Annotated in this window: 22 protein-coding genes; 18 read left to right on the forward strand and 4 right to left on the reverse strand. The window is 73.1% G+C overall.

Translation table 11 applies throughout. The annotated features are described in order from the left end of the window. Positions 1-58: 58 nt before the first annotated feature. Genes AADR41_RS09270 through AADR41_RS09280 form a run of 3 tightly spaced genes read left to right on the forward strand, consistent with a single transcriptional unit; the run spans position 59 to position 4,057 of the window. A complete protein-coding gene (locus AADR41_RS09270) occupies positions 59-2,188 on the forward strand; it encodes a hydantoinase/oxoprolinase family protein (protein ID WP_342280831.1) in 2,130 nt (709 codons plus the stop codon). Beyond that, positions 2,185-2,769 carry a hypothetical protein gene (locus AADR41_RS09275; protein WP_342280832.1) on the forward strand — a complete coding sequence of 195 codons (585 nt, stop codon included), beginning with the start codon at positions 2,185-2,187 and terminating at the stop codon, positions 2,767-2,769. The genes AADR41_RS09270 and AADR41_RS09275 overlap by 4 nt, the downstream gene beginning before the upstream one ends. Before the next feature lie 4 nt (positions 2,770-2,773). Continuing rightward, positions 2,774-4,057: a transporter gene (locus tag AADR41_RS09280; RefSeq protein ID WP_342280833.1), complete on the forward strand. Its 1,284-nt coding sequence runs from the start codon at positions 2,774-2,776 to the stop codon at positions 4,055-4,057. A gap of 54 nt (positions 4,058-4,111) precedes the next feature. Here the strand turns inward: AADR41_RS09280 and AADR41_RS09285 are convergent, their stop codons facing one another. Further along, entirely contained in the window at positions 4,112-5,275 is a 1,164-nt protein-coding gene (locus AADR41_RS09285) for an ABC transporter ATP-binding protein (protein ID WP_342280834.1), read from the reverse strand. Positions 5,276-5,381: 106 nt separating this feature from the next. Between AADR41_RS09285 and AADR41_RS09290 the strand changes: the two genes are divergently transcribed. Further along, positions 5,382-6,677: an alpha/beta fold hydrolase gene (locus tag AADR41_RS09290; protein WP_342280835.1), complete on the forward strand. Its 1,296-nt coding sequence runs from the start codon at positions 5,382-5,384 to the stop codon at positions 6,675-6,677. 78 nt (positions 6,678-6,755) lie between these two features. Here AADR41_RS09290 and AADR41_RS09295 read toward each other — a convergent pair whose 3' ends face one another. After that, the gene (locus tag AADR41_RS09295) at positions 6,756-7,328 is read right to left on the reverse strand and encodes a rhodanese-like domain-containing protein (RefSeq protein ID WP_342280836.1); all 573 of its coding nucleotides are present in this window, start codon (positions 7,326-7,328) and stop codon (positions 6,756-6,758) included. A gap of 99 nt (positions 7,329-7,427) precedes the next feature. On the opposite strand from AADR41_RS09295, the gene AADR41_RS09300 reads away from it, so the two are divergent. Continuing rightward, positions 7,428-7,706, forward strand: a complete 279-nt coding sequence (locus tag AADR41_RS09300) for a metal-sensitive transcriptional regulator (protein ID WP_266727223.1) — start codon at positions 7,428-7,430, stop codon at positions 7,704-7,706. Positions 7,707-7,730: 24 nt separating this feature from the next. Here AADR41_RS09300 and AADR41_RS09305 read toward each other — a convergent pair whose 3' ends face one another. Together AADR41_RS09305 and AADR41_RS09310 are read right to left on the reverse strand one after the other, a co-directional pair. Next, positions 7,731-8,492 carry a sulfite exporter TauE/SafE family protein gene (locus AADR41_RS09305; protein ID WP_342280837.1) on the reverse strand — a complete coding sequence of 254 codons (762 nt, stop codon included), beginning with the start codon at positions 8,490-8,492 and terminating at the stop codon, positions 7,731-7,733. Then, on the reverse strand, positions 8,489-9,871 hold the full coding sequence (locus AADR41_RS09310; RefSeq protein ID WP_342280838.1) for an MBL fold metallo-hydrolase: 1,383 nt from the start codon (positions 9,869-9,871) through the stop codon (positions 8,489-8,491). Before AADR41_RS09310 ends, AADR41_RS09305 begins: the two co-directional genes overlap by 4 nt. A 163-nt stretch (positions 9,872-10,034) precedes the next feature. Between AADR41_RS09310 and AADR41_RS09315 the strand changes: the two genes are divergently transcribed. From AADR41_RS09315 to AADR41_RS09375, 13 genes are all read left to right on the forward strand, one after another. Further along, positions 10,035-10,766: a PIG-L deacetylase family protein gene (locus tag AADR41_RS09315; protein WP_342280839.1), complete on the forward strand. Its 732-nt coding sequence runs from the start codon at positions 10,035-10,037 to the stop codon at positions 10,764-10,766. 195 nt (positions 10,767-10,961) lie between these two features. After that, a complete protein-coding gene (locus AADR41_RS09320; protein ID WP_342280840.1) occupies positions 10,962-13,646 on the forward strand; it encodes a beta-N-acetylglucosaminidase domain-containing protein in 2,685 nt (894 codons plus the stop codon). Positions 13,647-13,819: 173 nt separating this feature from the next. Continuing rightward, complete coding sequence (locus AADR41_RS09325; RefSeq protein WP_342280841.1) at positions 13,820-14,788, forward strand: NADPH:quinone oxidoreductase family protein; 969 nt, start codon at positions 13,820-13,822, stop codon at positions 14,786-14,788. Next, positions 14,785-15,972, forward strand: coding sequence for an acyl-CoA dehydrogenase family protein (locus AADR41_RS09330; protein WP_342280842.1), 1,188 nt, complete (start codon positions 14,785-14,787; stop codon positions 15,970-15,972). Before AADR41_RS09325 ends, AADR41_RS09330 begins: the two co-directional genes overlap by 4 nt. After that, entirely contained in the window at positions 15,969-17,108 is a 1,140-nt protein-coding gene (locus AADR41_RS09335) for an acyl-CoA dehydrogenase family protein (RefSeq protein ID WP_342280843.1), read from the forward strand. The genes AADR41_RS09330 and AADR41_RS09335 overlap by 4 nt, the downstream gene beginning before the upstream one ends. Positions 17,109-17,265: 157 nt before the next feature. Further along, positions 17,266-18,870 (forward strand): ABC transporter substrate-binding protein, encoded by a 1,605-nt coding sequence (locus AADR41_RS09340; RefSeq protein WP_342280844.1) that lies wholly within the window; start codon positions 17,266-17,268, stop codon positions 18,868-18,870. Positions 18,871-18,893: 23 nt separating this feature from the next. Beyond that, complete coding sequence (locus tag AADR41_RS09345; protein WP_342280891.1) at positions 18,894-19,859, forward strand: ABC transporter permease; 966 nt, start codon at positions 18,894-18,896, stop codon at positions 19,857-19,859. After that, positions 19,852-20,709 carry an ABC transporter permease gene (locus AADR41_RS09350; protein ID WP_342280845.1) on the forward strand — a complete coding sequence of 286 codons (858 nt, stop codon included), beginning with the start codon at positions 19,852-19,854 and terminating at the stop codon, positions 20,707-20,709. Before AADR41_RS09345 ends, AADR41_RS09350 begins: the two co-directional genes overlap by 8 nt. Positions 20,710-20,861: 152 nt before the next feature. Continuing rightward, positions 20,862-21,779, forward strand: a complete 918-nt coding sequence (locus AADR41_RS09355) for an ABC transporter ATP-binding protein (RefSeq protein ID WP_342280892.1) — start codon at positions 20,862-20,864, stop codon at positions 21,777-21,779. After that, positions 21,772-22,467, forward strand: coding sequence for an ABC transporter ATP-binding protein (locus AADR41_RS09360; protein WP_342280846.1), 696 nt, complete (start codon positions 21,772-21,774; stop codon positions 22,465-22,467). The genes AADR41_RS09355 and AADR41_RS09360 overlap by 8 nt, the downstream gene beginning before the upstream one ends. 90 nt (positions 22,468-22,557) lie before the next feature. After that, positions 22,558-23,673, forward strand: coding sequence for a ricin-type beta-trefoil lectin domain protein (locus AADR41_RS09365; protein ID WP_342280847.1), 1,116 nt, complete (start codon positions 22,558-22,560; stop codon positions 23,671-23,673). A 134-nt stretch (positions 23,674-23,807) separates the two neighbouring features. Beyond that, a complete protein-coding gene (locus tag AADR41_RS09370; RefSeq protein WP_342280848.1) occupies positions 23,808-24,680 on the forward strand; it encodes a phosphatidylinositol-specific phospholipase C/glycerophosphodiester phosphodiesterase family protein in 873 nt (290 codons plus the stop codon). Positions 24,681-24,845: 165 nt separating this feature from the next. Continuing rightward, positions 24,846-25,040 carry a hypothetical protein gene (locus AADR41_RS09375; RefSeq protein ID WP_124720290.1) on the forward strand — a complete coding sequence of 65 codons (195 nt, stop codon included), beginning with the start codon at positions 24,846-24,848 and terminating at the stop codon, positions 25,038-25,040. The last annotated feature ends 233 nt before the right edge of the window (positions 25,041-25,273 follow it).

Here is a 25,273-nt window from a genome sequence, read left to right on the forward strand (position 1 = left end):
CCCCCCCCCCCCCCCCCCGCCCGCGCATCAACCCACCCGCACAAGGAGGTGCCCAGCCATGACCACCCACCGCATCCGCGTCGGTATCGACGTGGGCGGAACCTTCACCGACGCCGTGGCCGTCGACGCCACGACCCTCGAACTGCTGGGGCAGGTGAAGGTTCCCACCAGCCACCACCACGAGGACGGCGTCGCCCACGGCATCGTCGAGGCACTCGACCGGCTGCTGGAACAGACCGGCCGCGCCGCCGAGGACGTCGCCTTCCTGGCCCACGGCACGACACAGGCTACCAACGCCCTGCTGGAGGGCGATGTCGCCACCGTCGGGCTGATCGGCATCGGCACGGGCCCCGGCGCCGTGCTCACCCGTCGGCTCGCCTCGCTCGGCAGGCTCGAACTCGCCCCGGGCAAGCGGCTTCCGCTCGCCTACGCCCATGTGGCCGACCCCGAGGACGCGGACGAGGTGCGCACCGCCGTCGACACCGTCACCCGGGAAGGCGCCCAAGTCCTCGTCGCCACCGAACCGTTCGGCGTCGACCGGCCGGAGGGCGAACAGGCGGTCCTCGAAGCTGCCCGCCCGCGCGGACTGCCGATGACGGCCGCACACGGGATCACCTCGCTCTACGGACTCGCCAAGCGGACCCGAACCGCCGTGGTCAACGCCGCGATCCTGCCGCGCATGCTGGCCACCGCAGACCTCGTGGACGCCTCCATCACGAAGGCCGGGGTGAACGCGCCGCTGATGGTGATGCGGTGCGACGGCGGAGTGATGTCGCTCGACGAGATGCGCCGGCGTCCGCTGCTCACCGTGCTCTCCGGCCCCGCCGCAGGGGTCGCGGGCGCGCTGATGCAGGAACGGATCAGCGAGGGCCTGTTCCTGGAGACCGGCGGCACCTCCACCGACATCAGCGTCGTGCGCCGGGGCAAGGTCGCCGTCCGCCACGCCACCGTCCTCGGCAAGGCGTCCTACCTCTCCGCGCTCGACGTACGGACCGTCGGCGTCGGCGGCGGGTCCATGGTCCGGATCGACGGCGGCCGGGTCGTCGGCGTCGGGCCCCGCAGCGCGCACATCGCCGGACTGCCGTACGCCTGCTTCGCCACGTCCGACGAACTGCGCGACGCGCGGATCACCACCCTCCGGCCGATGGCCGGCGACCCCGACGACTACGCCGTGATCGACGCGGCCGGCGGGCGGTTCGCGATCACGATGACCTGCGCGGCCAACGCGCTGGGCCGGGTGCCCGAGGGCGACTTCGCCCGCTGCGACCAGGACGTGGCCCGCGCCGCCCTCGCCCCGCTGGCCGCAGCCCTGTCCACCGATGTCGCCACCGCGGCGGCCCGGCTCCTCGACGCCGGCACCGCACAGGTCAGGGCCGTCACCGACGCCATGATCCGTGACTACCGGCTGGAGAAGGACACCGCGGTCCTGGTCGGGGGCGGCGGGGGCGCCGCGTCCGTGACCCCGCACCTCGCCTCCGTCACCGGCCAGGAGGGCCGGATCGCCCGGCACAGCGAGGTCATCAGCCCCATCGGGGTCGCCCTCGCACTGGTCCGCGAGCAGATCGAACGGATCATCCCGGGCGCCGGCCAGGAACAGATCCTCGCCGTCCGCGCCGAGGCCGAGGCGGCCGTCGTCGCCCAGGGCGCCGCCGCCGACGGCGTGGAGGTGGAGGTGACGGTGGACCCGCAGACCAGCACCGTGCGGGCGGTGGCCACCGGCGCCACCGAACTGCGCACCCAGGACCGCGCCCACCGCGCCGACGGGAACGAACGGCTGCGTGCCGCCGCGGCCAGCCTCAAGGCCGACCCGGCGGACGTGAGCATCCTCGCCACCACCCCCGCCCACACGGTCTACGGCACCGAGGTCCGGCGCCGCTTCCGCGCCACCCGGCATCCCGTCCGGGTCGTCGACGCCGACGGTGTCGTCCGGCTGCACGCCCCCGACGCCCTGGTCGAGACGACCACCGTCGCCGCCGCCCCCGAGACAATCGCCCGGCTCGTCGGCGAGGCCACCTCGTACGGCGACGGCGGGGTCCGCGCCCCCGCCCTGCGGCTGCTCCTCGGCTCCCGCATCGCCGACCTCTCCGGCGTACTGGACCCGCAGCCCCTGCTCGCCCTGGCCCGCAGCGAACTCGGCACCCGCGCGGCGGACGAGCCCGTGGTCGCGGTCGTGGAGGCGAGGGCATGACCACCACCTTCGGCCTCGCCACCACCGACGACATCGAGTTCGGCGCACGGCTCCTGGCGGCCACCCCCACGCACGAAGGACGCGACCGCGCACTGCTGCGCCACTGGGCCACCGTGGCGACGGAGTTCGGCGCCCGGCTCGCCCCCGCCCCGTCCCGCGCCCGGATCGTCGAACGCGACGGCGGGCTGGAACACGGCCTCCTCGCCCGCTACACCTCACGCCCCGCGACCGTCGAGCTGTACACCGACACCCTCGCCCGCGCCGAGGCACTGGTCGACGAGAACGGCTGGCGCCACTGGTACCCGGCGGGCTCGGTGCGCGCCGCGGCCCTCGCGCACGAGGCCGTCCACGAACAGCTCCACCACGGCCCCGCGAAAGCGGCACTGAAACAGGCACTCGGCCATGTCGTACTGCGGATGGGACGACGGCGCCTGTACGGCCATGTCGCCGGGGCCGAGGAGATAGCCGCCCACGCCCACGCCCGCACCGCCTGCGGACTCGGCCGCAGCCCACTGCTGCTGACCGCCGCACTCGCCGCGCACCACACCACTGCCCCGCACGCGCACGGAAGAGAGAAGTAACGCCATGGGCGTCGTCATCCTCCTCGTCATGGCGGCCGGTGTCGCCGCGATGCTCACCCGGAAACTCCCCACGGCCTTCGCGCTCGTCGTCCTGGCCGTCGTCATCGCCCTCGTCGCGGGCGCCCCGCTCACCGGCAGGAACAGCGTCCTGGACACCGTCCTCCAGGAAGGCGCACCCGCCCTCGCCGCCACCATGATCGCCATCCTGCTCGGCTCCTGGCTCGGCAAGCTCCTGGACGAGACCGGCATCGCGGGCACCCTCGTCCGCAAGATCGTCGAATTCGGCGGCGACCGCCCGGTCGTGGTGGCCCTCGGCGTCCTCGCCGTCTCCACCCTCGTCGGTACGGTGACGGGGTCCGCGCCCGCGGCGATGCTCGCCGGAATCATCGGCATCCCCGCGATGATCGCCGTCGGCATCCCCAAGGTCACCGCGGCCGGCACCATCCTCATGGGCATCGCGGCGGGCATGCCGTTCGAACTCCCCGTCTGGCAGTTCTTCTCGACCGCCCTCGAACTGCCCGTCCCCACCGTGCGCGGCTTCATGATCAAACTGTTCCCGTTCGCACTGGCAGCCGCGGTCCTCTTCGTTCTCGTCGAGTCCCGCCGACGGGGCGTCGAGCACACCTGGTCCGCCAAGTCCCTCACCCCGAAACCGCGTTCCGGCCGGCGCGCCCGGCTCGGCGACGCCCCCTGGTACGCGCTGCTCACCCCGGTCGTACCGCTGGTGCTGGCCCTCGGGCTCGACGTGGCCATCATTCCCTCGCTGCTCGCCGGCGTGCTGTACTGCCTGGTCACCACCACCCGGCCGCGCGAGATGAACAAGCGGCTGCTGCGCACCCTGTACGGCGGCTTCGAGGTGGCCGCCGCACCGATCACCCTGTTCATCGCCATCGGCATCCTGCTCGCGGCCGTGAAACTGCCCGGGGCGATCGACGCGCTGGAACCCCTGGTCAAGGCGGTCAGCCCGCAGAACGCGGTCCTCTTCGTGCTCGTCTTCACCGTCCTGGTGCCGCTCTGCCTCTACCGGGGACCGCTCAACGTCTTCGGTCTCGGCGCGGGCATCGCCGGTGTCCTGATCGCCGCCGGGATCTACCCCGCCACCGCGGTGCTGGGCCTGGCCACCTCGTACAACCAGGTGTTCGGCGTCGCCGATCCCACGAGCACCCAGACCGTGTGGAGCGCGCAGTACGCGGGCGTCACCCCGCAGCAGGTGATGATCCGCACCCTGCCCTACGTGTGGGCCGTGGCCCTCGGCGGCTTCTGCGTGACCGCCGTCACCTGTCTCTGACACGTTCACCCGGGCTCTCGCCCGCGTGGGGGGCGGGAGCCCGCGTCCCGCCCCCTACGCGTCCGCGACCGAGTCGAAGGGCACCTCGTCCCGGGCCACGCCCCGTGCGTCCGCGTCGACGGAGCGGCGCAGGGCCTCGTGGAGCTTGGCCGGGGTCAGCACGCCGAGGAACCGGGAGCCGTCCAGTACCGCCACCCACCCCGCGTCGTGCTGGAGCATCTCGCTGAACGCCTGCTTCAGCGGGGCGCCGACCGGAACCCAGGCGTCCATCCTGCGGGCCAGTTCGCCGACCGTGCCGTGTCCGCCGGCGATCCGCAGCGCGTCCGCCGCCACCCAGCCGTGCAGGTCGCCCTCGCCGTTCAGCACCACCGCCCAGCGCGCACCCGCCCCGCCCAGCCGGGCCGCCGCCGTGCCGGCCGGTTCGTCCAGCCGGGCGACCGGCGGCTCCTGGAGGTCCTCCGGCTCGATCGTGGTGACCGAGAGCCGCTTCAGGCCCCGGTCGGCGCCGACGAACCGCGCCACGTACGGGGTCGCGGGTGCCCCGAGCACGGCGCCCGGAGTGTCGAACTGCTCGATGCGCCCTGCCCCGTACACCGCGATCCGGTCGCCCATCCGGACCGCCTCCTCGATGTCATGGGTGACCATCAGGACCGTCTTGCGGACCGTCGCCTGGAGGCTCAGGAACTCGTTCTGCAGCCGCTCGCGCACCACCGGGTCGACCGCACCGAACGGCTCGTCCATCAGCAGCACCGGCGGATCCGCGGCCAACGCCCTTGCCACCCCCACCCGTTGGCGCTGGCCGCCGGAGAGCTGCGCGGGGTAGCGGGAACCGTACGTCTTCGGGTCCAGGCCCACCAGATCCAGCAGCTCGGCCGCCCGCTCCCGGGCCCTCGCCCGCTTCCAGCCGACCAGCGCGGGAACGGTCGCGGTGTTGTCGAGGACCGTGCGGTGCGGGAAGAGACCGACCTGCTGGATGACGTAGCCGATCCGGCGGCGCAGCTTCACCGGATCGACCCCGGAGATGTCCTCGCCGTCGACGAGGATCCGGCCCGACGACGGTTCGATCAGCCGGTTGACCATCATCATGGTGGTCGTCTTGCCGCAGCCGGACGGCCCGACGAGGGTGACCAGCTCGCCCTCGGCGACCTCGAAGGACAGCTCGTCGACCGCGGTCGTACCGTCCGGATACACCTTGCCGACCTGCTCGAACCGGATCATGCCTGCACGGTAGGAGGTGCCCGGGCGGCCCGCACACGGGCCGCGACCGTCCGTGTCGGTGCCGTGTGCTGAACTGTCCGTGGCACATCTGATTCAGGAGCACCTTGTGAGCAGCTACCGGCACCCCGGCATCGTCTTCACCGACCGCTATTTCACGGTCCCGCTCGACCACAGCGATCCAAGCGGTGAGCAGATCGAAGTCTTCGGCAGGGAGGCCGTGGCGAGCGGCCGGACCGGCGAGGAGCTGCCGTGGCTGGTCTATCTGGAGGGCGGCCCCGGCTTCGGCGCCCGGCGGTTCGTCGGCACGGAGGCCTGGCTGGGACGGGCCGCGCAGGAGTTCCGGGTGCTGCTGCTCGACCAGCGCGGCACCGGCCTCTCCACCCCCGCCAACCGGCAGACCCTGCCGCTGCGCGGCGGCCCGCGCGAGCAGGCCGACTACCTCACCCGCTTCCGGTCCGACAGCATCGTGCGCGACTGCGAGCTGATCCGCCCGCAGCTGACCGGCGGCGAACCGTGGACGGTCCTCGGCCAGTCCTTCGGCGGCTTCTGCGCGGTCCGCTATCTGTCGGCCGCGCCCGAAGGGCTCAAGGCCGTCCTGATCACCGGCGGGCTGCCCGCGCTCGACGCGCACGCCGACGACGTGTACCGGGCCGCCTACCCCCGCATCGAGCGCAAGGTCGCCGCGCACTACGCCCGCTACCCGCAGGACGTCGAGCGCGCCCGCGAGATCACCGCCCATCTCCTCGAACACCCCACCGACAGCGCGGGACACCGTCTGACCGCCGAGGGGTTCCAGTCCCTCGGCATCATGCTGGGCGGCGGCAGCGGCAGCCACCAGCTGCACTACCTGCTGGAGAACGCCTTCGTCCGCACCCCGCACGGCACCGAGCTCTCCGACACCTTCCAGGAGGCGGTGCGCACGGCCTCCTCGTTCGCCGGACACCCGCTGTACGCGCTGCTCCACGAGGCGATCTACGGCCAGGACCAGCGGCCCACCGACTGGTCCGCCGAGCGGGTCCGGGCCGAATTCCCGCAGTTCGACGCGGCCACGGCGCTCAAGGGCGACTCGCCGGTGCTCTTCACCGGGGAGAGCATCCACCCCTGGCACTTCGAGGTGGACCCGGCGCTGCGCCCGCTGCGCGAGACCGCCGGGCTGCTGGCCGCCCGCACCGACTGGGCGCCGCTGTACGACACCGAGCGCCTGGCGGCCAATCAGGTGCCGGTCGCGGCGGCCGTGTACCACGACGACATGTACGTCGACACGGAACACGCGCTGCGCACGGCCGCGTCGATCCGGGGCCTGCGCACCTGGGTGACCAACGAGTACGAGCACGACGGGCTGCGCGCGGGCGGACCGCGGGTGCTGGACCGGCTGCTCGCCCTGGTCCGGGACGACGCCTGACCTTCTTCGTGAGCGGTCCGACCCTGTTCGTGAGCGGGTGGAGCCGGCCGGCTCCTCCCGCTCACGGCATCACAGGTGTCAGCCCCGCAGAGCGTGCAGCGTGTCGTCCGGACCGGCGGCCGCGCGCGGGGCCCGGTTGTACGGCAGCTTCGACAGGGCCGCCGCCATGCCGCACGTATTGCTCACGGCGGAGAACACCAGGCCGGAGCCGATCCCGGCGGATATCCAGCGCGCCGCGGGGAACCGCACCCCGGCGAGCAGTCCGGCCACCACGAGCGAACCGGCGGCGAGCCGCACCTGACGCTCCATCGGCCAGGTCGCACGGGCGCCGGCGGGGTGGTGGAGATCGCGGCCCTCGCCCGCCCAGGCCGAGGTGCCGCCGGAGAGCGTCGCGGCGTCGATGCCGGCGGCGGCGAGAATGTCGCAGGCCCGGGTGGAGCGGACCCCGGACGCGCACACCATCAGCAGCGGCCCGCGGGCCGCTGCGGACTTCAGCGCGGGAACGGCCTCGGAGAGGCGGTCCAGCGGGATGTTCAGCGCACCGGGAACGTGCCCGGAGGCGTATTCGCCGGGGGCCCGCACATCTATGACGGTGAACTCCGCGATACGGGCCGCGGCCTGGGCGGGGGAGAGGGAGAGGGGGCTGGTCACGGGCTGCGTTTCCTTTCGTTCACCGGGGTTCGGGAGGAACGCGGTCCGCCCTTCCCCGGTCGGGCTAGAATACCCCTTGGGGTATCAGGAGGAGGATGTGTGGAACTCGACATGGCGGCCGACGAACTGAAGTCGGTCCTCAACCGCCTTCGCCGTGCGCAGGGCCAGCTCGCCGGAGTGATCCGGATGATCGAGGAGGGCCGGGACTGCGAGGACGTGATCACGCAGATGGCGGCGGTGTCCCGGGCGCTGGACCGGGCCGGCTTCGCGATCATCGCGACAGGTCTCCAGCACTGCATGGCCGACGGCGGCAGCGAGCCGGAGGACCGGGACCGGATGCGGTCGCGGCTGGAGAAGCTCTTCCTCTCGCTGGCCTGAGCCGGCCGGGGGCGGCGCCGTGGCTCATGCCACGGCGTCGATGAGCATGAACACGGCCACGGCCAGCAGCGCCGCGCCGAAGATCCGTTGCAGGGTGGCCGTGGACACCTTCGCGGCGAGCCGCCGCCCGTCCCAGGCACCGAGCACCGCGGTCGCCGTGAACGGGGCGATCACCGACCAGTCCAGCGCGGTGGGCGTGGCGAGACGGGTGACCAGCGCGGCCAAGGAGTTCACCGTGATGACCAGCAGGCTGGTCCCGACCGCCGCGGTCATCGGGAGGGCGACCACGGTGACCAGCGCGGGGACCACCAGGAACCCGCCGCCCACACCGAGGAACCCGGTCACCGCACCGAGCCCGGCACCCGTCCGCGCGACCCGTCCGGCGGACGCGCCGCCCGCATCGGGTCCGGCCTGCGGCCCCCTACCGCTCCGGGGCCGCAGCATCCGCACCGCGGCGACCGCGGCGAGCACCGCGAACCCCGCGGTCAGCGCCCCGGCCGGGACGCGTACCGACAGCGCCCCGGCGACCGCGGCCGGAACGATCCCGGCCGCCGCGAAGAGCCCTCCGGTACGCCAGCGGACCCCGCCCTCCCTGGCATGGGCGACCAGCCCGGTGAGGGACGTCGCGATGACGATGAGCAGCCCGGCGGTGGTCGCCGCGGCCGGGGTGAAGCTGAGCGGATAGATCAGCGCGGGGACGGCGAGCACGCTCCCGCCGCCCCCGAGCCCGCCGAGCGCCAGGCCGACCACCGCACCGGCGACCAGCGCCACGATCAGTGCGGTCATGCCGCGGAGGGCGAGGTCACGGCGGCGACACTCAGGCCGGCCTCTGTCGCCGCACCGAATCCGTCGTCGACGGCCACCACCTCGCGTCCCGCCGCATCCAGCATCGACGCGGCGATCGCCGCCCGTGCCCCGCCCGCGCAGTGCACCCACACCACGCCGGGCGGCACCTCGCCCAGCCGCCGGGGCAGCTCGTGCAGCGGAATGTGCACCGCCCCCGCGATCGCACCACCGAGGTGCTCGGTGTTCCTGCGCACATCGAGCACCACCGGGTGCTCGCCCCGCTCCCGGGCGGCCGCCAGGCCCGCGAAGTCGGACCTGGGCAACGACCGCAGCGCCGTCGCCGGGCCCGGCCAGGCCGCGGGAGGGCCGGGGGCCGCGCCCACCGGACGTCCCATCCCGACCCGGGACAGCTCCCGCTGCGCGTGTGCGATGTCGGCGGCGGTACTGGCCAGCAGGGTCACCGGCCGGCCCCACGGGATCAGCCAGGCCAGATACGTCGCGAGCGGGCCGTCGCCCTCGAAGTTGAACGATCCGGCGACATGTCCCTCGGCGAACGCGACCCGGCTGCGCAGGTCCACCACCCACTCGCCCGCGGCCAGCCGCCGGGATATCTCCTCGGCGTCGGCCGGACGGGGCGGGGTCAGGTCGAGCGGGGCCGGCCCGGCGGCATTGGCCGGGCCCATGTGCGCGTAGTAGGCGGGGACGTCGTCCAGACCGGCGAGCAGCTCGGCGACGAAGGTGTCCACGTCCTTGACCAGGGCGTCGTTCCGGCGGCGCTCGTCGCCGATCGTCGTGGCCGAGCCCTCCGCCTGCGAGGACGAACAGAAGCTGCCGAAACCGTGCGTGGGCAGCACGGGCACCTCGTCCGCGAGCTCATGGGCGAGCCGGTGCGCGGAGGCGTGCTGGGCGCGGGCCAGCTCGGCCGTGAGCCGGGGTTCCATCAGGTCGGGCCGGCCCACGCTGCCGATCAGCAGTGAACCACCGGTGAAGGCGGCCACGTCGCGGCCGTCCTCCGCCAGCACGTACGAGGTGTGGTGCGGGGTGTGCCCGGGGGTGGCGAGGGCGCGCAGCGTGAGGCCCTCGTCGACCGGGGCGATGTCACCGTCCGCGACCGCGACCCGGTCGAAGGAGACCTGCGCCGCGGCGGGCACCAGATAGCGGGCCCCGGTGACGCGCGCCAGCTCCAGACCGCCCGTCACGTAGTCGTTGTGCAGATGCGTCTCCACCACCAGGGCGATCCGAACGCCGCGCCGGGCAGCGGCGGCAATGATCCGGTCGATGTCGCGCGGCGGATCCACGACCGCGGCGGCCTGCTGCCCGCCGGCCAGATAGCTGCGGTTTCCGAGGCCCGCGGTCTCGATGGTGTCGACGAAGAACACGACATGGCTCCTTCCGTGATGGTTTACCCCGGGGGGTATCTCTGCATCAGGCTGACACCAATACCCCAGAGGGTATTTCTGCATGGAGTGAGACGTGCGCGACGCCGGCGGGGGCGCATCCGGAACGGGGGCGGGCGTGATCGGCGGCGGCTAGCCTGCCGGCATGACGGAGCAGCTGGAAGCCATGCCCACCGACTGGCGGCGCGCCCTGGCCGTGGTCGCGCACCCCGATGACCTGGAGTACGGCTGCGCGGCGGCGATCGCGGGCTGGACCGACGGGGGCCGCGAGGTCGTCTACCTCCTCGCCACCCGTGGCGAGGCCGGCATCGACACACTGGAACCGGAGGAGTGCGCACCGCTGCGCGAGCGCGAGCAGCGGGCGGGCGCCGCCGTCGTCGGTGTCTCGGGAGTGGAGTTCCTGGATCACCGGGACGGCGTGATCGAGTACGGCCTCCCGTTGCGCCGGGACATCGCCGCCGCCATCCGCAGGCACCGCCCCGAGCTGGTCATCACGCTCAATCACCGGGACACCTGGGGCGGCGTCGTCTGGAACACCCCCGACCACCGCGCGGTCGGCCGTGCCACCCTGGACGCCGCCGCCGACGCGGGCAATCGTTGGATCTTTCCGGAACTCGCGGAGGCGGGGATCCAGCCGTGGAACGGGGTGCGATGGGTCGCGGTCGCCGGGTCGGACGCGCCCACCCACGCCGTCGATGCGACGGCCGGTCTTGAGCGCTCGGTGAAGTCGCTGCTGGCGCACCGCACGTACATCGAGGCGCTGACGGACGACGACCCCGAGGCCTACTGCCGCACCTTTCTGACCGGTCAGGCGCGCGCCGAGGGAGAGCGTTTCGGCGGCCGTCCTGCCGTCGCGTTCGAACTGTTCACCCGCTGACCCGGGTCCGGGATCCATCCGGAATCACGGTTGCCCGTGTTCGGCGTAGGGCATGCGCGGGTACGGCTTCTGGGGAAAAACCGCAGGTCCACGTGTCGATGTTGTCCAGACCATTGACATGTCAGCGCCACGATGTTGAATTCGGTCATGTTCCGTTGCGCGACTCTGATGACTTGAGTGATCAATGGAGGACCTGTGACGCCTCGCCCACCCCGTCTCACCGCGCTCGGCGCGGCGGCGGCCCTGCTCGTCGGCGGTCTGCTGACCGCCGTCCCGGCCGCCCAGGCCGCCGGCGACGCCCCCGCCGCGACCCCCGCCGAGGCCGCGGCCGGCCGCACGGCCCCCGCCGTCACGCCGACCCCGCAGTCCGTGAAGCCCCGCACCGACCGGATCACCATCAGCCCGACCGTCACCCTGGTGGCGGGCAACACCTCCGACGAGTCCGCCCTTCAGGTCGTGGAGAGCGCGCTGCGCCGGGCCGGCGCACAGCGGGTCGTACGCGCCGACAGACCCGCCCGGAGCGGTCTCACCGTCCATGTCGGTGACTCGGCCGCACTCGCCGCGCAGCGGATCGAGGGCCCGGACGCGCTGCCCGCCGACGGCTATGTGCTCGGCATCGGCGCCGGTCGCGTCGTCCTCGCGGGCAAGGACACCACGGGCACGTACTACGCCGCGCAGACGCTGCGTCAGATCCTCCCGGAATCCGGGCACCCGGGAGCCGGTGTCGCCGGGCTCGCGGTGCGCGACTGGCCCGGCACCGCACTGCGCGGCGTCATCGAGGGTTTCTACGGCACCCCGTGGTCGCACGAGGCCCGCCTCGACCAGCTCGACTACTACGGCGAGCACAAGATGAACATCTACGTGTACTCGCCCAAGGACGACGACTACCTCCGCGCGAAGTGGCGCGACACCTATCCGGCCGACCGGCTGGCCCAGATCGAGGAGCTCGCCGACCGGGCCGCGCAGCGGCACGTGGAGTTCACCTACGCGCTCTCGCCCGGCCTCTCCATCTGCTACAGCTCGGACGCCGACGCCAAGGCGCTGGTGGACAAGTTCCAGACCATCTGGGACATCGGCGTACGCACCTTCGCGGTGCCGCTCGACGACATCAGCTACACCGACTGGAACTGCGCCGAGGACAAGGCGAAGTGGGGGACCGGCGGCGGTGCGGCGGGCGCGGCGCAGGCGTATCTGCTCAACCGGGTCAACAAGGAGTTCATCGCCACCCACCCGGGTGCCCAGCCGCTCCAGATGGTCCCGACCGAGTACTACAACGTCTCCGCCTCGCCGTACAAGAAGGCGCTCTCCGAACAGCTCGACCCCGATGTCCTGGTCGAGTGGACGGGCGTCGGCGTCGTCGCTCCGACCATGACCGTCGCCCAGGCCGAGGCCGCCCGCACGGTCTTCAACCACCCGATCCTGACCTGGGACAACTACCCGGTCAACGACTACGCGACGAACCGGCTGCTGCTCGGCCCGTTCAGCGGCCGCGAGAAGGGCCTGCCCGGCAGGCTGGCCGGGATCACGGCGAACCCGATGATCCAGCCCTACGCCTCGAAGATCGCGCTGTACACCGTTGCCGACTACGCGTGGAACGACGCCGCGTACGACCCCCGCGCCTCGTGGGGCGAGGGGCTGAAGGAGTACGCGGGCGGCGACCCGCGCACGCAGAAGGCGCTGCGGGCGTTCGCCGACGTGAACTACAGCTCGGCGCTCAACAAGGACCAGGCCCCCGAACTGGCGGCGGAGTTCGCCCGCTACTGGAAGTCCGGCGACGCCTCCCGGCTCGCCCTGGTGCTCGGCGAGCTCGGCGCGGCTCCCGGCCGGCTGCGCGACGGCCTCCCGGACCGCGGCTTCATCGCCGACTCGGGCCCCTGGCTGGACGCCACCGGGTCCTGGGCCACCGCGGCCCGCACCGCTCTGCGCATGGTCGAGGCGGCCCGTGCCGGAAAGGGCGCGCAGGCCTGGGAACTGCGGCAGCAGCTGCCCGCGCAGGTCACCGAGGCGAAGTCCTTCACCTACACCGGGCTCGACGGGCGCAAGGTGCCGGTCCTGGTCGGCGACGGCGTCCTCGACCGGTTCATCGACGCGGCGAACGCCGAGCACGACCGGATCCTCGGTGTGAGCGGCCGGCCCACGGCCTCGACCGGCCTGGGTACCTACCAGAGCAATTCCGTCGCCCGGATGCTGGACGGCGACGACTCCACCTACTTCTGGAGCGACGGGGCGCCCGCCGCGGGTGACGCGATCACCGTGGACCTCGGCCGGGTCCGGGACATCGGCTCCGTCGCCCTCGCCATGGGCAAGCCCGGCAGTGCCGAGGACTACCTCCACCAGGGGGTGCTGGAGTACTCGGCCGACGGGCAGAGCTGGCAGCAGCTCACCGCCTTCTCCGGCGAGCCGGACGTCACCGCGACCGCTCCCGCCGGAACGAAGGCGCGTTACGTGCGGGCACGGGCGACCGCCGGCCAGGACAGCTGGCTCGTCGTACGGGAGTTCAGCGTCCCGACCGAGGAGGGCGCGGTGACCGGGGGGCCGCCGGCCGAGGCCGGATCCGCGCTGCGCGCGGCCTTTGACGGAGACCCGGGCACCGTCTACCGGGCGGCCCGTGCACCGGAGGCCGGGGAGACGCTGGAGGTGGGGCTCGTGACGGCGCGCGCCGTGCCCGCCGTCACCGTCCTCCAGCCGGCCGGATCCGCGGCCCGCGCCGACATCCAGCTGCGCGGCACCGACGGAACCTGGCGGACCGTCGGCACGCTCGACGGACCGTACAGCCGGGTGGACACGGCGGGCCGCACGGCCGACGCGGTGCGGCTCGCCTGGCGCGCCGGGTCGCAGGCACCGCGGATCGCCGACATCGTGGTGGCCGGCCAGGGCTGACCTCCGCCGCTTCCCCGCGCCCGGCCCGGACCGGGACTCCTCGGTCCGGGCCGGGCGCACCCATGTCCGGGTCCGGTGCGAACCGGCGCCGGCAGGTTGTTCCCAGAGTGGCAAGCGACCGCTTAGTATGCGCCGGAGCAGTGGTAATGCCGACAGTGTTGTGGAGGCCCCTCATGCAGGCATGGCGAGTGCACCGGAACGGCGAGCCGAGCGAGGTGATGCGGCTGGAGGAGACGGACCGGCCCACGCCCGGCGACGGGCAGGTGCTCATCGAGGTGCTCGCGGCGAACATCAACTTCCCCGACGCGCTGCTCTGCCGCGGCCAGTACCAGGTGCGGCCGCCGCTGCCGTTCACCCCCGGAGTGGAGATCTGCGGCCGGACGGCCGACGGACGGCGGGTGCTCGCCACGCCCGCCCTGCCGGACGGCGGGTTCGCCGAGTACGTCGTCGCGGACGAGGCGGCACTGCTGCCCGCCCCGGACGCCCTGGACGACGCCGAGGCCGCCGCCCTGCACATCGGCTACCAGACGGGATGGTTCGGCCTGCACCGCAGGGCGCACCTCCGGGCGGGCGAGACCCTCCTGGTCCACGCCGCGGCCGGCGGGGTCGGCAGCGCGGCCGTACAGCTCGGCAAGGCCGCCGGAGCCACCGTCATCGGTGTGGTCGGCGGCCCCGAGAAGGCGAAGACCGCCACCGGACTCGGCTGCGACCTGGTCATCGACCGGCACGCCGAGGACATCGTCGCCGCGGTCAAGGAAGCCACCGGCGGACGTGGCGCCGACGTGGTGTACGACCCGGTCGGCGGCGACGCCTACGCCAAGTCCGTGAAGTGCATCGCCTTCGAGGGCCGGGTGATCGTCGTCGGCTTCGCGAGCGGCGTCGTCCCCGCTCCGGCGCTGAACCACGCACTCGTCAAGAACTACTCGATCACGGGACTCCACTGGGGCCTGTACAACACCAAGGACCCGGCCGCCGTCCGCGCCTGCCACGACGAACTCACCGGGCTCGCCGCCCGGGGCGTCATCAAGCCGCTGATCAGTGAACGCGTCGGGCTGGCCGGGGCCGCGTCCGCCGTCCAGCGGGTCGCCGACGGCAGCAGCACCGGCCGGATCGTCGTCCTGCCGTCAGGAGCCGCCCGATGACCACGCCCGACGCGGCCGGACTCCGCCGCCGCACCCAGGAACTGCTCGCCGCACACCCCCCGGCCACCACCGGCCGCACCGAATTCCTCAAGGCCCGCTTCGACGCCGGACTGGCCTGGGTGCACTACCCGGCCGGTCTCGGCGGACTCGACGCACCACGCTCCCTGCAACCCGTCGTCGACGCCGAACTCGCCGCGGCGGGCGCCCCCGACAACGACCCGCGCCGGATCGGCATCGGCCTCGGCATGGTGGCCCCCACCGTCCTCGGCTACGGCACCGACGAGCAGAAGCGGCGCTTCCTGCGACCGCTGTGGGTCGGCGAGGAGGTCTGGTGCCAGCTGTTCAGCGAACCGGGCGCCGGCTCCGACCTCGCGGCCCTCGGCACCCGCGCCGTCCGCGACGGCGAGGACTGGGTGGTCGACGGCCAGAAGGTCTGGACCTCCAGCGCCCATCTGGCCCGCTGGGCGATCCTCATCGCCCGCACCGACCCGGACCTGCCCAAGCACCGCGGAATCAGCTACTTCATCTGCGACATGACCGACCCCGGTGTCGAGGTCCGGCCGCTGCGCCAGATCACCGGCGAGGCGGAGTTCAACGAGGTCTTCCTGACCGGCGTGCGCATCCCCGACAGCAGGCGCCTCGGCCCGGTCGGCGAGGGCTGGAAGGTCGCACAGACCACGCTGATGAACGAGCGGGTCTCCATCGGCGGGGCACGCCTCCCGCGCGAGGGCGGCATGATCGGCCCGGTCGCCCGCACCTGGCGCGAACGCCCCGAACTGCGCACCCACGACCTCCACCAGCGGCTGCTCACCCTCTGGGTCGAGGCCGAGGTGGCCAGGCTCACCGGCACCCGGCTGCGCCAGCAGCTCGTCGCCGGACAGCCCGGCCCCGAGGGCTCCGGAATGAAGCTCGCCTTCGCCCGGCTCAACCAGGAGATCAGCGGCCTGGAAGTCGAACTCCTCGGTGATGAAGGGCTGTTGTACAGCGACTGGACCATGCGCCGGCCGGAGCTCGTCGACTTCACCGGCCGGGACGCCGGCTACCGCTACCTCCGCTCCAAGGGCAACTCCATCGAGGGCGGCACCAGCGAGGTGCTGCTCAACATCGTCGCCGAGCGCGTACTCGGCCTGCCCGCCGAGCCGCGCAACGACAAGGACGTCCCCTGGAAGGACCTGGCCCGATGACCGCACCGACCGAAGAGACCCACGCCCCCGATCTGCTGTACTCGCAGGCCGAGGACGATCTGCGGGCAGCGGTCCGCTCGCTGCTCGCCGACCGGAGCGACGCGCCGGCGCTGCTCGCCCGCGTCGAGTCCGGCACACCGTACGACCCGCGGCTCTGGAAGGCTCTCGCGGCCGACATCGGCGCCGCCGGGCTGCTGGTGCCGGAAGAGCTCGGCGGGCAGGGCGCGAGCCATCGCGAGGCCGCGGTGGTGCTGGAGGAACTGGGCCGCGGTGTCACTCCCGCGCCATATCTGACCGGCGCGGTCGTCGCCACGCAGACCCTGCTCGCACTGACGCCGCGGGAGGGGCCGGTCGCCGGACTCCTCGGTGAACTCGCCGCCGGCCGCAGGGTCGCGGTGCTCGCCGTGCCGTTCGCCGCCGCTCGGCCCGGCGCTGCACAGCCGGTCGGCGTGGTGGCCGACACGCTGGAGGGCACGGTGACCGGCGTCGCCGACGCGGCCGCCGCCGATGTGCTGCTGGTGCCCACGACCGACGGCCTGTACGCGGTCGAGGCGGGCGCCGAGGGCGTCGCCGTCGAGCCGCTCGTACCGCTCGACCTGACCCGGCCGCTCGCCACCGTCACGCTTCGCCGGGCGGCCGGGACCAGGCTGGCCGACGGCGCGTCCGCGGTCGCCGCCGTGCGCCGGGGCCTGCTGGCGGGCGCCGGACTGCTCGCCTCGGAGCAGCTCGGACTCGCCGAGTGGTGCCTGACCGAGACGGTCCGGTACACCCGGGAACGGCACCAGTTCAACCGTCCGGTCGGCTCGTTCCAGGCGCTCAAGCACCGCATGGCACAGCTCTGGCTGGAGGTCGTGTCGGCCCGCGCCGCCGCGCGCAACGCCGCGGACGCCCTCGCGACCGGCAGCCCCGACACGCCGTTGGCGGTGGCCGTCGCGCAGGCGTACTGCTCCGGGGTCGCCGTGCACGCCGCCGAGGAGTGCGTCCAGTTGCACGGCGGCATCGGCATGACCTGGGAGCACCCGGCACACCTGTACCTGAAGCGGGCCAAGGCCGACTCGATCGCCTTCGGCACGGCGGGACACCACCGCGAGACCATCGCCGGTCTCGTGGAACTCCCGGCACCGCAGGGACGGTAACGACCGGAGGACATCCGGGACTTGGAGCGGAGGCGCGTGCGGGCGCGCCTCCGCTTCGCCGTCTTCGCGTACGGCGGGGTACCGGGCACCCCTTTACCTGTTGTTTAATTGCGATCGTTTTGCAATAACATTCGATCTTCAACAAGGGGTGCAGAGTATGACGGCCCGACCGATAAGGGGAGCGGCCGCCGCGACGCTGGCGACCGTGCTGCTGTCGACCGCGACGGCCTGTTCGCAACCGGGAGGCCCGGACGGCGGCGGCTCCGGATCGGGCGCGGCCGACTCGGCGGTGGTCGGCATCGCCTATGAGCCCGACAGCCTCAGCCCGCTGCTCGGCTACGGCAAGGACGGCAACTCCAAGATCTTCGACGGACTGCTCGCCCTCGACGACGGCATGAAGCTGCGGCCCGCGCTCGCCACCGCCCTGCCCGAGGTGAGCGACGACGGGCTGACGTACACGTACCGGCTCCGCAAGGGCGTGAAGTTCAGCGACGGCGAGCCGTTCGGCGCGAAGGACGTGGTCTTCACCTACCGGACCATCCTCGACGAGAAGACCAACAACGCCTCCCGCACCGAACTCGACGCGGTGAAGAGCGTCGAGGCGGCCGGCGACGACACCGTCGTCTTCACGCTCAAGTACCCCTACGCGCCCTTCGCCCAGCGCACCGTCCTGCCCATCGCCCCCGAACACGTCGCGGGCGGGCAGGACGTCAACACCGGCGCATTCACCACCCACCCCATAGGCACCGGACCGTATCTGCTCACCAAGTGGTCCAAGGGCGAGAAGATCGCCTTCAGGGCCAACCCCGGCTACTGGGGCGGCGCGCCGAAGGTGAAGAAGTTCACCATGGCGATCATCAAGGACGACGACGTGCGCGCCACCCGGCTGCGCTCCGGCGAACTCGACGGCGCGATCCTGCCGCCCAACCTGGCCGAGGGCTTCGCCCGCGGCAGCGGCACCCGGACCTACGCCGCCACCACGTACGACTACCGCAACGTGACCCTGCCGACCCACAACAAGGTCACGGGCGACATCGCCGTCCGCCGCGCGCTCGACGTCGCCGTCGACCGCAAGGCCATGGTCGACTCCCTGCTCAACGGCGAGGGCAGGCCCGCCTACGGACCCGTCCCCACCGACAGCGCATGGTTCGCCAAGGGCACCGAACGCCCCCACGACCTCGCCGCAGCGAAGAAGATCCTCGACGACGCCGGGTGGAAGCCCGGCAAGGACGGCATCCGCACCAGGGACGGGGTGCGCGCCGCCTTCCCGCTCTGGTACCTCACCGGCGACAAGCTGCGCCAGGACCACGCGCTCGCCTACGCCTCCGACGCCAAGAAGGCCGGCATCGACATCACCACCGAGGCCGGGACGTGGGAGGTCATCGAGCCGCGGATGAAGCAGGACGCGGTCCTCGCGGGCGGCGGATCGCCCGCCGACCCCGACTTCGACCAGTACACCCTGCTCAAGTCCTCACTCGCCGGTGACGGCTTCAACAACATGGCGTGGTACGACAACAAGGCCGTGGACCGGGCCCTCGAATCGGGCCGCAGAAGCGGTGACGGCGCCGAACGCAAGGCCGCCTACGACACCGTCCAGCGCGAACTGGTGAAGAACCCCGGGTACACCTTCCTCACCCACATCGACCACCTCTACGTCGTGAAGGACCGATTCGGCCCGCTCACCACCCAGGTCGAACCGCACGACCACGGACTGGCGTCCGGCCCGTGGTGGAACGTCGAGGACTGGACACCGAAGAAGTGAACCACCGCCTCCCCTGGGGGCCGATGGGCAGGATGGCGGGACGGCGGGCGCTGCTCGCCGTCCCCGTCCTGGCCGCCGTGACGTTCGGTGTCTTCGCCGTCGCCGCCGCCTCCCCCTTCGACCCGGTCAAGGCGTACGCGGGCACCGCCGGCCTCACCGCCTCGCAGGAGAACCTCGACCAGCTGCGTGCCAACCTCGGCGTCGACCAGCCGCTCGTCGCCCGCTGGTGGAACTGGCTGACCGCCGCGCTCGGCGGCGATTTCGGCGACTCCGCCGTGATGCGCCAGCCGGTCGCCGACGTCATCGGCGAACGCCTGGGCTGGTCCGTACTCCTCGCCGCGACCGCCTTCGCCGTCGCGGTCGTCCTCGGCACGGGCCTCGGCGTGCTCGCGGCCCGCAGGCCCGGCCGCCTGCTCGACCGGTGCGTCGGCTCCGCCGCGTACACCCTCGAAGCCGCCCCGGCCTTCTGGCTCGGACTCCTCGCCATCTGGCTCTTCGCCCTGGAACTCGACGTGCTCCCGGCCGGCGGCCTCACCGACGCGGCCAGCGACACCGTCACCCCCGGTCAGGTCGCCACCCATCTGGTGCTCCCCGCGGCCGTGCTCGGGATCTCCCAGCTGCCGTGGTTCTTCCTCTACGTACGCCAGGGCGTCGCGGACGCGCTCGACGAGGACCCGGTGCGCGGCGCCCGCGCCCGCGGACTGCGCGAACGCACCGTACTGCTCGGCCACGCACTGCGCTCCGGAATGCTGCCCATGCTCACCCTCATCGGCTCCCGTGTCCCCGAACTCATCACCGGCGCCCTGCTCGTCGAGACGGTCTTCAGCTGGCCCGGCATCGCCGCCGCCACCGTGCAGGCCGCCACCTCCGTCGACTTCCCGCTGCTCGCCGCGCTCACGGTGCTCGCCACCGCGGCCGTCGTGCTCGGCAACCTGCTCTCCGACCTCCTCTACGCGATCGCCGACCCGAGAGTGGGCTTCGATGGCTGACACCGCTGCGGCATCCGCACGCCGGACCACCCGCCGCGTCCGGGTGGCCGCCTCCGCCGGGATCGTCGGCGCGGTCCTGCTCGCGGTCCTCCTCGTGCCGCCCCTGGTCCAGCTCGACCAACAGGCCGTCGACCTCGCCGCCAAGCTCCGGCCGCCGTCCTTGGAGCACCCGTTCGGCACCGACGACGTCGGGCGCGATCTGCTGCTGCGCTGCGTCTACGGGCTCCGCGTCTCGCTGCTCGTCGGCATCGTCGCCGGGCTCACCGCGACCGTCATCGGGACCGCGGTGGGCGCCCTGGCCGCGGCGTCCGGCGGCTGGACCGACCGCGTCGTCATGCGGCTCGTGGACACCTTCTCGTCCGTGCCGCATCTGCTGCTCGGCATCTTCGTCGTCGCGATGTTCCGGCCCGGCGTCGGCCCGGTGATCGTGTCCGTCGCCCTCACCCACTGGCTGTCGACCGCGAGGATCGTCCGCGCCGAGGTGCTGTCGCTGCGCTCCCGCCCGTTCATCGACGCGGCGGTCTCCGGCGGCGCCTCGCGCGGCCGGGTCGTCGTGCGGCACCTGCTGCCCGCCGTGCTCCCGCAGGCCGGCCTCGCCGCGGTACTCATGGTGCCGCACGCCATGTGGCACGAGTCCGCGCTCTCCTTCCTCGGGCTCGGACTCCCCACCCATCAGGCGAGCCTGGGCAACCTCGTGCAGTCGGCCCGGGGCTCGCTGCTCGCGGGCGACTGGTGGCCGACGCTCTTCCCCGGCCTGTTCCTGATCGTCCCGACCCTCGCGCTGGCCGGCCTCGCCGGGGCCTGGCGGGAACGGATCAACCCGCGCCGCCGATCGGAGCTGATGCTGTGAGTACCGCCCCCGGCCCGAAGCCGCCGGTGAGTTCCGCTCCCGACCCCGAGTCTCCGGTGGGTTCCGCTTCCCACCCCGAGTCTCCGGTGGGTGCCGGCACCGGCCCGAAGACTCCGGTGCTCTCCGTACGCGGACTCTCCGTGCGCTTCCGGATGCGCGGCGGGCGCGACATCGCCGCCGTCAGCGACGCGCACTTCGACCTCGCCGCGGGGGAGTGCCTGGCCCTGGTCGGCGAGAGCGGCTGCGGCAAATCCGTACTGGCCTCGGCGCTGCTGGGACTGCTCCCCGGCAATGCGCGGACCTCCGGCTCGGCGTTCCTCGCCGACGGCACCGAACTGCTCACCGCCGGTGAACGGACCCTCGCCCGCACGGTACGGGGCCGCCGCATCGGACTCGTACCGCAGAGCCCCGCCGCGCACCTCACCCCGGTCCGCACCGTCCGCGCCCAGCTGGAGGAGACCCTGCGCGAACTGACCGGCGCCCGAGGGTCCGCCGTGCGCCCGGCCGCCGAACGGGCCGCCGCACGCGCCTCGTTCCCGGCCGGGCACCTCGACCGGTACCCGCACGAACTCTCCGGCGGCCTCGCCCAGCGGGCCGCGACCGCGCTCGCCCTGATCGGCGACGCGCCCCTGCTCCTGGCCGACGAGCCCACCACCGGACTCGACCGCGACCTCGTCGAGCGGACCGTCGACGAACTGCGCCGCCACACCGACGGGGACCGGGCGCTCCTGCTCATCACCCACGACCTCGCGGCGGCCGAGCGGATCGCCGACCGGGTCGCCGTGATGTACGCGGGCCGGATCGTCGAACTTGCCGACGCCGAGCGGTTCTTCGGACACCCCGGACCGCGCCATCCGTACGCGCACGGCCTCCTGGACGCCCTGCCGGAGCGCGCATTCGTCCCGATCCCCGGCATGCCGCCGGAGCTCGGGGCGCTCCCCGAGGGCTGCGCGTTCGCGGCCCGCTGCGGCCGCGCCGACGACCGGTGTGCCGTACTGCCCCCGTTCGACGGCCGTCTCGCCTGCCACCACGAGGTGCGGGCGGACGGGGAGGAGCCCGTCCGTGCTTGAACTCACCCGCGTCACCGCCGGATACGACCCCCGCGATCCCGTCGTACGCGGAGCCTCGCTGAGCATCGCGCCGGGGGAGTCGGTCGGACTGCTGGGCCCCAGCGGCTGCGGCAAGTCCACCCTGGCCAGGGTCGCCGCGCTGCTGCACCGTCCGTACGCCGGCGCGGTCGTACTCGACGGCGAACCGGTGCGCGGCTGGCGGCACGCCGCCCCGCGGGCGCAGCGCACCGCCGTCGGCGTCGTCTTCCAGCAGCCCCGGCTCGCCGCCGACCCCCGGCTCACCCTGCGCGAACTCATCGCCCAGCCACTGCGGTCCACGGGCCGCCGCGCGGAGGTGCCGGACCGGGTGGCCGCACTGGCACCCGCCGTCGGGCTCACGGCCGAACTGCTCGGGCGGCGCCCGCACGAGGTCAGCGACGGCCAGTTGCAGCGCGCCTGTCTGGCGAGAGCGCTGGTCCTGCGGCCGCGGTGGCTGATCTGCGACGAGATGACCGCGATGCTCGACGCGTCGACGACCGCCGCGCTGGTCGAGGTGGTGGAGGCCTACCGGCGGGAGTCCGGGGCCGGACTGCTGGCCGTCGGACACGACCGGGTGCTCCTGGAGCGCTGGTGCGACCGCACGGCCGGCTGGCCGGCGGTGTGCGGGGCGGACGGCACGGCGCAGGAGTCCATGAGCCCGACCCGGTAAGTCCATGCCCCGGCACCTGACTCCCCGTCACTCTTGTGGACGAGTCCATGACAAAGGAGTGGACCACTCGTCCGGTGAAGGAGCAGGGACATGCAACGAGCACGCGCCACCGTCATGGTGGTGATTCTCGCGGTCGCCGTCTGCCTCGGCCCGGCCGGTCCTGCCGGTGCGACCGGCAGGACCCCGGGTTCGTACAGCAACTACACCTTCCCGTCCGGGACGGCCCCGCTCGACGAGGTCACCTTCGGCACCACCGTCCAGTCCGACCCGGGCCGGGCGAACGTCTTCTGGTCCCACCAGTTCGGCTTCACCAACGGAGTCGGCGGCTACATCGGCATGCAGCGCAACCGTTCCGGCGGCGGCCTGTTCCTCTTCTCGCTCTGGGACTCCACCGGGGGCCGGGCAGGCGACTTCGGCACGTACTGCCAGACCTTCGCCGAGGGCGGCACCGGCTACACCTGCCGGCTCGCCGAGCGCTTCACGGCCGGGCACCACTACCGCTTCCGCATCGCTCCCGACACCGAGGCGGGCTGGTACCGGGCCACCGTCACCGATGCCACGGCAGGCACGTCCTTCGTCCTCGGCAGCCTGCGGACCGGCACCGGCGCGAAGATCGCCACCGGCGGAATGGTCGACTGGGTCGAGTACTTCGACTGGAACAACAACGCCGCCACCTGCGCCGACTCGCCGTACTCCAAGGCCCTCTTCGACCTGCCCGCCGGCACGGCGGGCGGTGCCGCCGTCACCGCGACCCTCGGCGCCACCAGCGTGAGCGGCACGTGCTCCGACGACGCAGCGGTCGAGGGCCGGAGCGGCGGCAGTGTGCACGAGGACGGCATCGGCAACTCCTCTTCCGGGTCCGTCGTCGGAGCCGCGGGCGCCTGCGTCGACATCCCCGGCGGCACCACGGACACGCAGCTGAACCTCTGGAGCTGCACCGGCGGCAACAACCAGAACTGGGTACGGGCCGCCGACGGCACCCTGCGCGCGCAGTTCCGGTGCATGAGCGTGAGCGGGACCACCGTACGGACCGCGGCCTGCGACGGCTCGGCCGCCCAGCAGTGGCGGACCGACGGAGCGGCCCTGGTCAACCCCGCCACCGGCAAGTGCCTCGACGCCTACGGCGGCGGCAGCGCCAATGGCACCCCGCTCGGCATCTACACCTGCACCGGTGCCGCCAACCAGCGCTGGACACTCCCGGCCTGATCGGGGAAACGGCAGCCGACGGGCGGACGACGGCCGGGGCAACTCTTGTACGGGCCCTGCCCGTAGAGGTGATCACCGTCGCATACTCGGTCGCGTCCGCCCGTCCGGTCCACCACTCTCTCCCGGGAGAATCCATGGCGTTCCCGACCCGCCGAACCGTCGTCACCACCGCACTCGCCACCGCGGCCGCAGGCGCGTTCCTGCCCTCCCGGGCCGCCGCCGCAGCCGGGCCCCCGGCCGCGCGCCACCGGCGCACCCGCGCCCTGCGCAGGGCCCACGCGCACAACGACTACCTGCACCCGCGCCCCCTGCACGACGCGCTCGCGCACGGCTTCACCAGCGTCGAGGCCGACATCTTCCTGGTGGACGGGGAACTGCTCGTCGCCCACGAGGCCACCGACCTCGACCCCTCCCGCACCCTCGCGTCGCTCTACCTCGACCCACTGCTCGCCAGGGTCCGGGCCAACCACGGCACCGTCCACCCCGGCTACCGCGACCCGGTGCAACTGCTGATCGACATCAAGACGGACGGGGCCGCCGCCTACCTCGAACTCGACCGGCAACTCCGGCACTACCGACGGATGCTGACGTCGTACCACCACGGCCGGGTACGGCCGGGCGCGATCACCCCGGTGATCTCCGGCGACCGTGCCGCCCGCGCCCCGATGGAGGCGCAGAGCACCCGATACGCCTTCTACGACGGCCGGCCCGAAGACCTCGGCACCGCGGCCGACGCCTCGTTCGCCCCGCTCATCAGCAGCAGCTGGACCGACGAATTCAGCTGGCTCGGCACGGGCCCCTTCCCCGCCGCCGAGCGGGACAAACTGCGCGCGCTCGTCGCCGCGGCCCACCGCGGCGGCCGGCGGATCCGCTTCTGGGCCACCCCCGACACTCCGGGACCGGAGCGGGAAGCGCTCTGGACGGAGCTGCTGGCCGCCGGGGTCGACCACCTCAACACCGACGATCTGGCGGGACTTGAGCGCTTCCTGCGCACCCACGACCGGTAGGGCCGGACCGGGACCGTCCGCCCTGCGGCCGGCCGCACGTGACGCCCCGAGCGTGACAGCCAGTCAACACCCGGATGGCGGACACGCCGGTCGTCCGGATGGCTTCTCCGCTGCGCCACACTGGCGGCCGAATGCCGCATTCCGGCGCGGCGGAGGAGGTTGGCCATGGCCATTTCGATCTCACTGGTGCTGCTTCTGCTGATCCTCGCGGTGATCTTTCTCCGCAACGGGGGGCTGAAGATCTCGCATGCGCTGGTCTGCGCCATGCTCGGGTTCTTCCTCGCGGGTACGAGCATGGCACCGACCATCCAGGACGGCCTGGCGGCCACGGCCGACGTCGTCAGCAGCCTCAAGCCCTGAAGCCACCGCACACCGTGTGACGCGCCGCCGCTCCGGCCACCGGACCGGCGGCGCGGCCGTACTTGGCCGCACCACGAGCCGCGTGGGCACCAGCGTGGTGCCGCGCCCCGTCCCGTTCCGGCGGACTGCCGCAGGACACCCTCCAGGCAGCAGCGCCCCGCCCCGGCGAAGTCCCGGTGGACGTGGTCGGCGCCGTCGCCGGAGGGCCACGGACCCGACCGGGACCGGCCGAG

It is taken from the genome of Streptomyces sp. CLV115, from assembly GCF_038448545.1.
GTDB lineage: Bacteria > Actinomycetota > Actinomycetes > Streptomycetales > Streptomycetaceae > Streptomyces > Streptomyces sanglieri.

What these genes read in the sequence shown, in the direction of transcription:
- AADR41_RS09270 (WP_342280831.1), top strand. Translation starts at nt 59, where the DNA reads ATGACCACCCACCGCATCCGCGTCGGTATCGACGTGGGCGGAACCTTC.
- AADR41_RS09275 (WP_342280832.1), top strand. Translation starts at nt 2,185, where the DNA reads ATGACCACCACCTTCGGCCTCGCCACCACCGACGACATCGAGTTCGGC.
- AADR41_RS09280 (WP_342280833.1), top strand. Translation starts at nt 2,774, where the DNA reads ATGGGCGTCGTCATCCTCCTCGTCATGGCGGCCGGTGTCGCCGCGATG.
- AADR41_RS09285 (WP_342280834.1), bottom strand. Translation starts at nt 5,275, where the DNA reads ATGATCCGGTTCGAGCAGGTCGGCAAGGTGTATCCGGACGGTACGACC.
- AADR41_RS09305 (WP_342280837.1), bottom strand. Translation starts at nt 8,492, where the DNA reads ATGACCGCACTGATCGTGGCGCTGGTCGCCGGTGCGGTGGTCGGCCTG.
- AADR41_RS09315 (WP_342280839.1), top strand. Translation starts at nt 10,035, where the DNA reads ATGACGGAGCAGCTGGAAGCCATGCCCACCGACTGGCGGCGCGCCCTG.
- AADR41_RS09325 (WP_342280841.1), top strand. Translation starts at nt 13,820, where the DNA reads ATGCAGGCATGGCGAGTGCACCGGAACGGCGAGCCGAGCGAGGTGATG.
- AADR41_RS09330 (WP_342280842.1), top strand. Translation starts at nt 14,785, where the DNA reads ATGACCACGCCCGACGCGGCCGGACTCCGCCGCCGCACCCAGGAACTG.
- AADR41_RS09335 (WP_342280843.1), top strand. Translation starts at nt 15,969, where the DNA reads ATGACCGCACCGACCGAAGAGACCCACGCCCCCGATCTGCTGTACTCG.
- AADR41_RS09340 (WP_342280844.1), top strand. Translation starts at nt 17,266, where the DNA reads ATGACGGCCCGACCGATAAGGGGAGCGGCCGCCGCGACGCTGGCGACC.
- AADR41_RS09345 (WP_342280891.1), top strand. Translation starts at nt 18,894, where the DNA reads ATGGGCAGGATGGCGGGACGGCGGGCGCTGCTCGCCGTCCCCGTCCTG.
- AADR41_RS09350 (WP_342280845.1), top strand. Translation starts at nt 19,852, where the DNA reads ATGGCTGACACCGCTGCGGCATCCGCACGCCGGACCACCCGCCGCGTC.
- AADR41_RS09355 (WP_342280892.1), top strand. Translation starts at nt 20,862, where the DNA reads ATGCGCGGCGGGCGCGACATCGCCGCCGTCAGCGACGCGCACTTCGAC.
- AADR41_RS09365 (WP_342280847.1), top strand. Translation starts at nt 22,558, where the DNA reads ATGCAACGAGCACGCGCCACCGTCATGGTGGTGATTCTCGCGGTCGCC.
- AADR41_RS09370 (WP_342280848.1), top strand. Translation starts at nt 23,808, where the DNA reads ATGGCGTTCCCGACCCGCCGAACCGTCGTCACCACCGCACTCGCCACC.
- AADR41_RS09375 (WP_124720290.1), top strand. Translation starts at nt 24,846, where the DNA reads ATGGCCATTTCGATCTCACTGGTGCTGCTTCTGCTGATCCTCGCGGTG.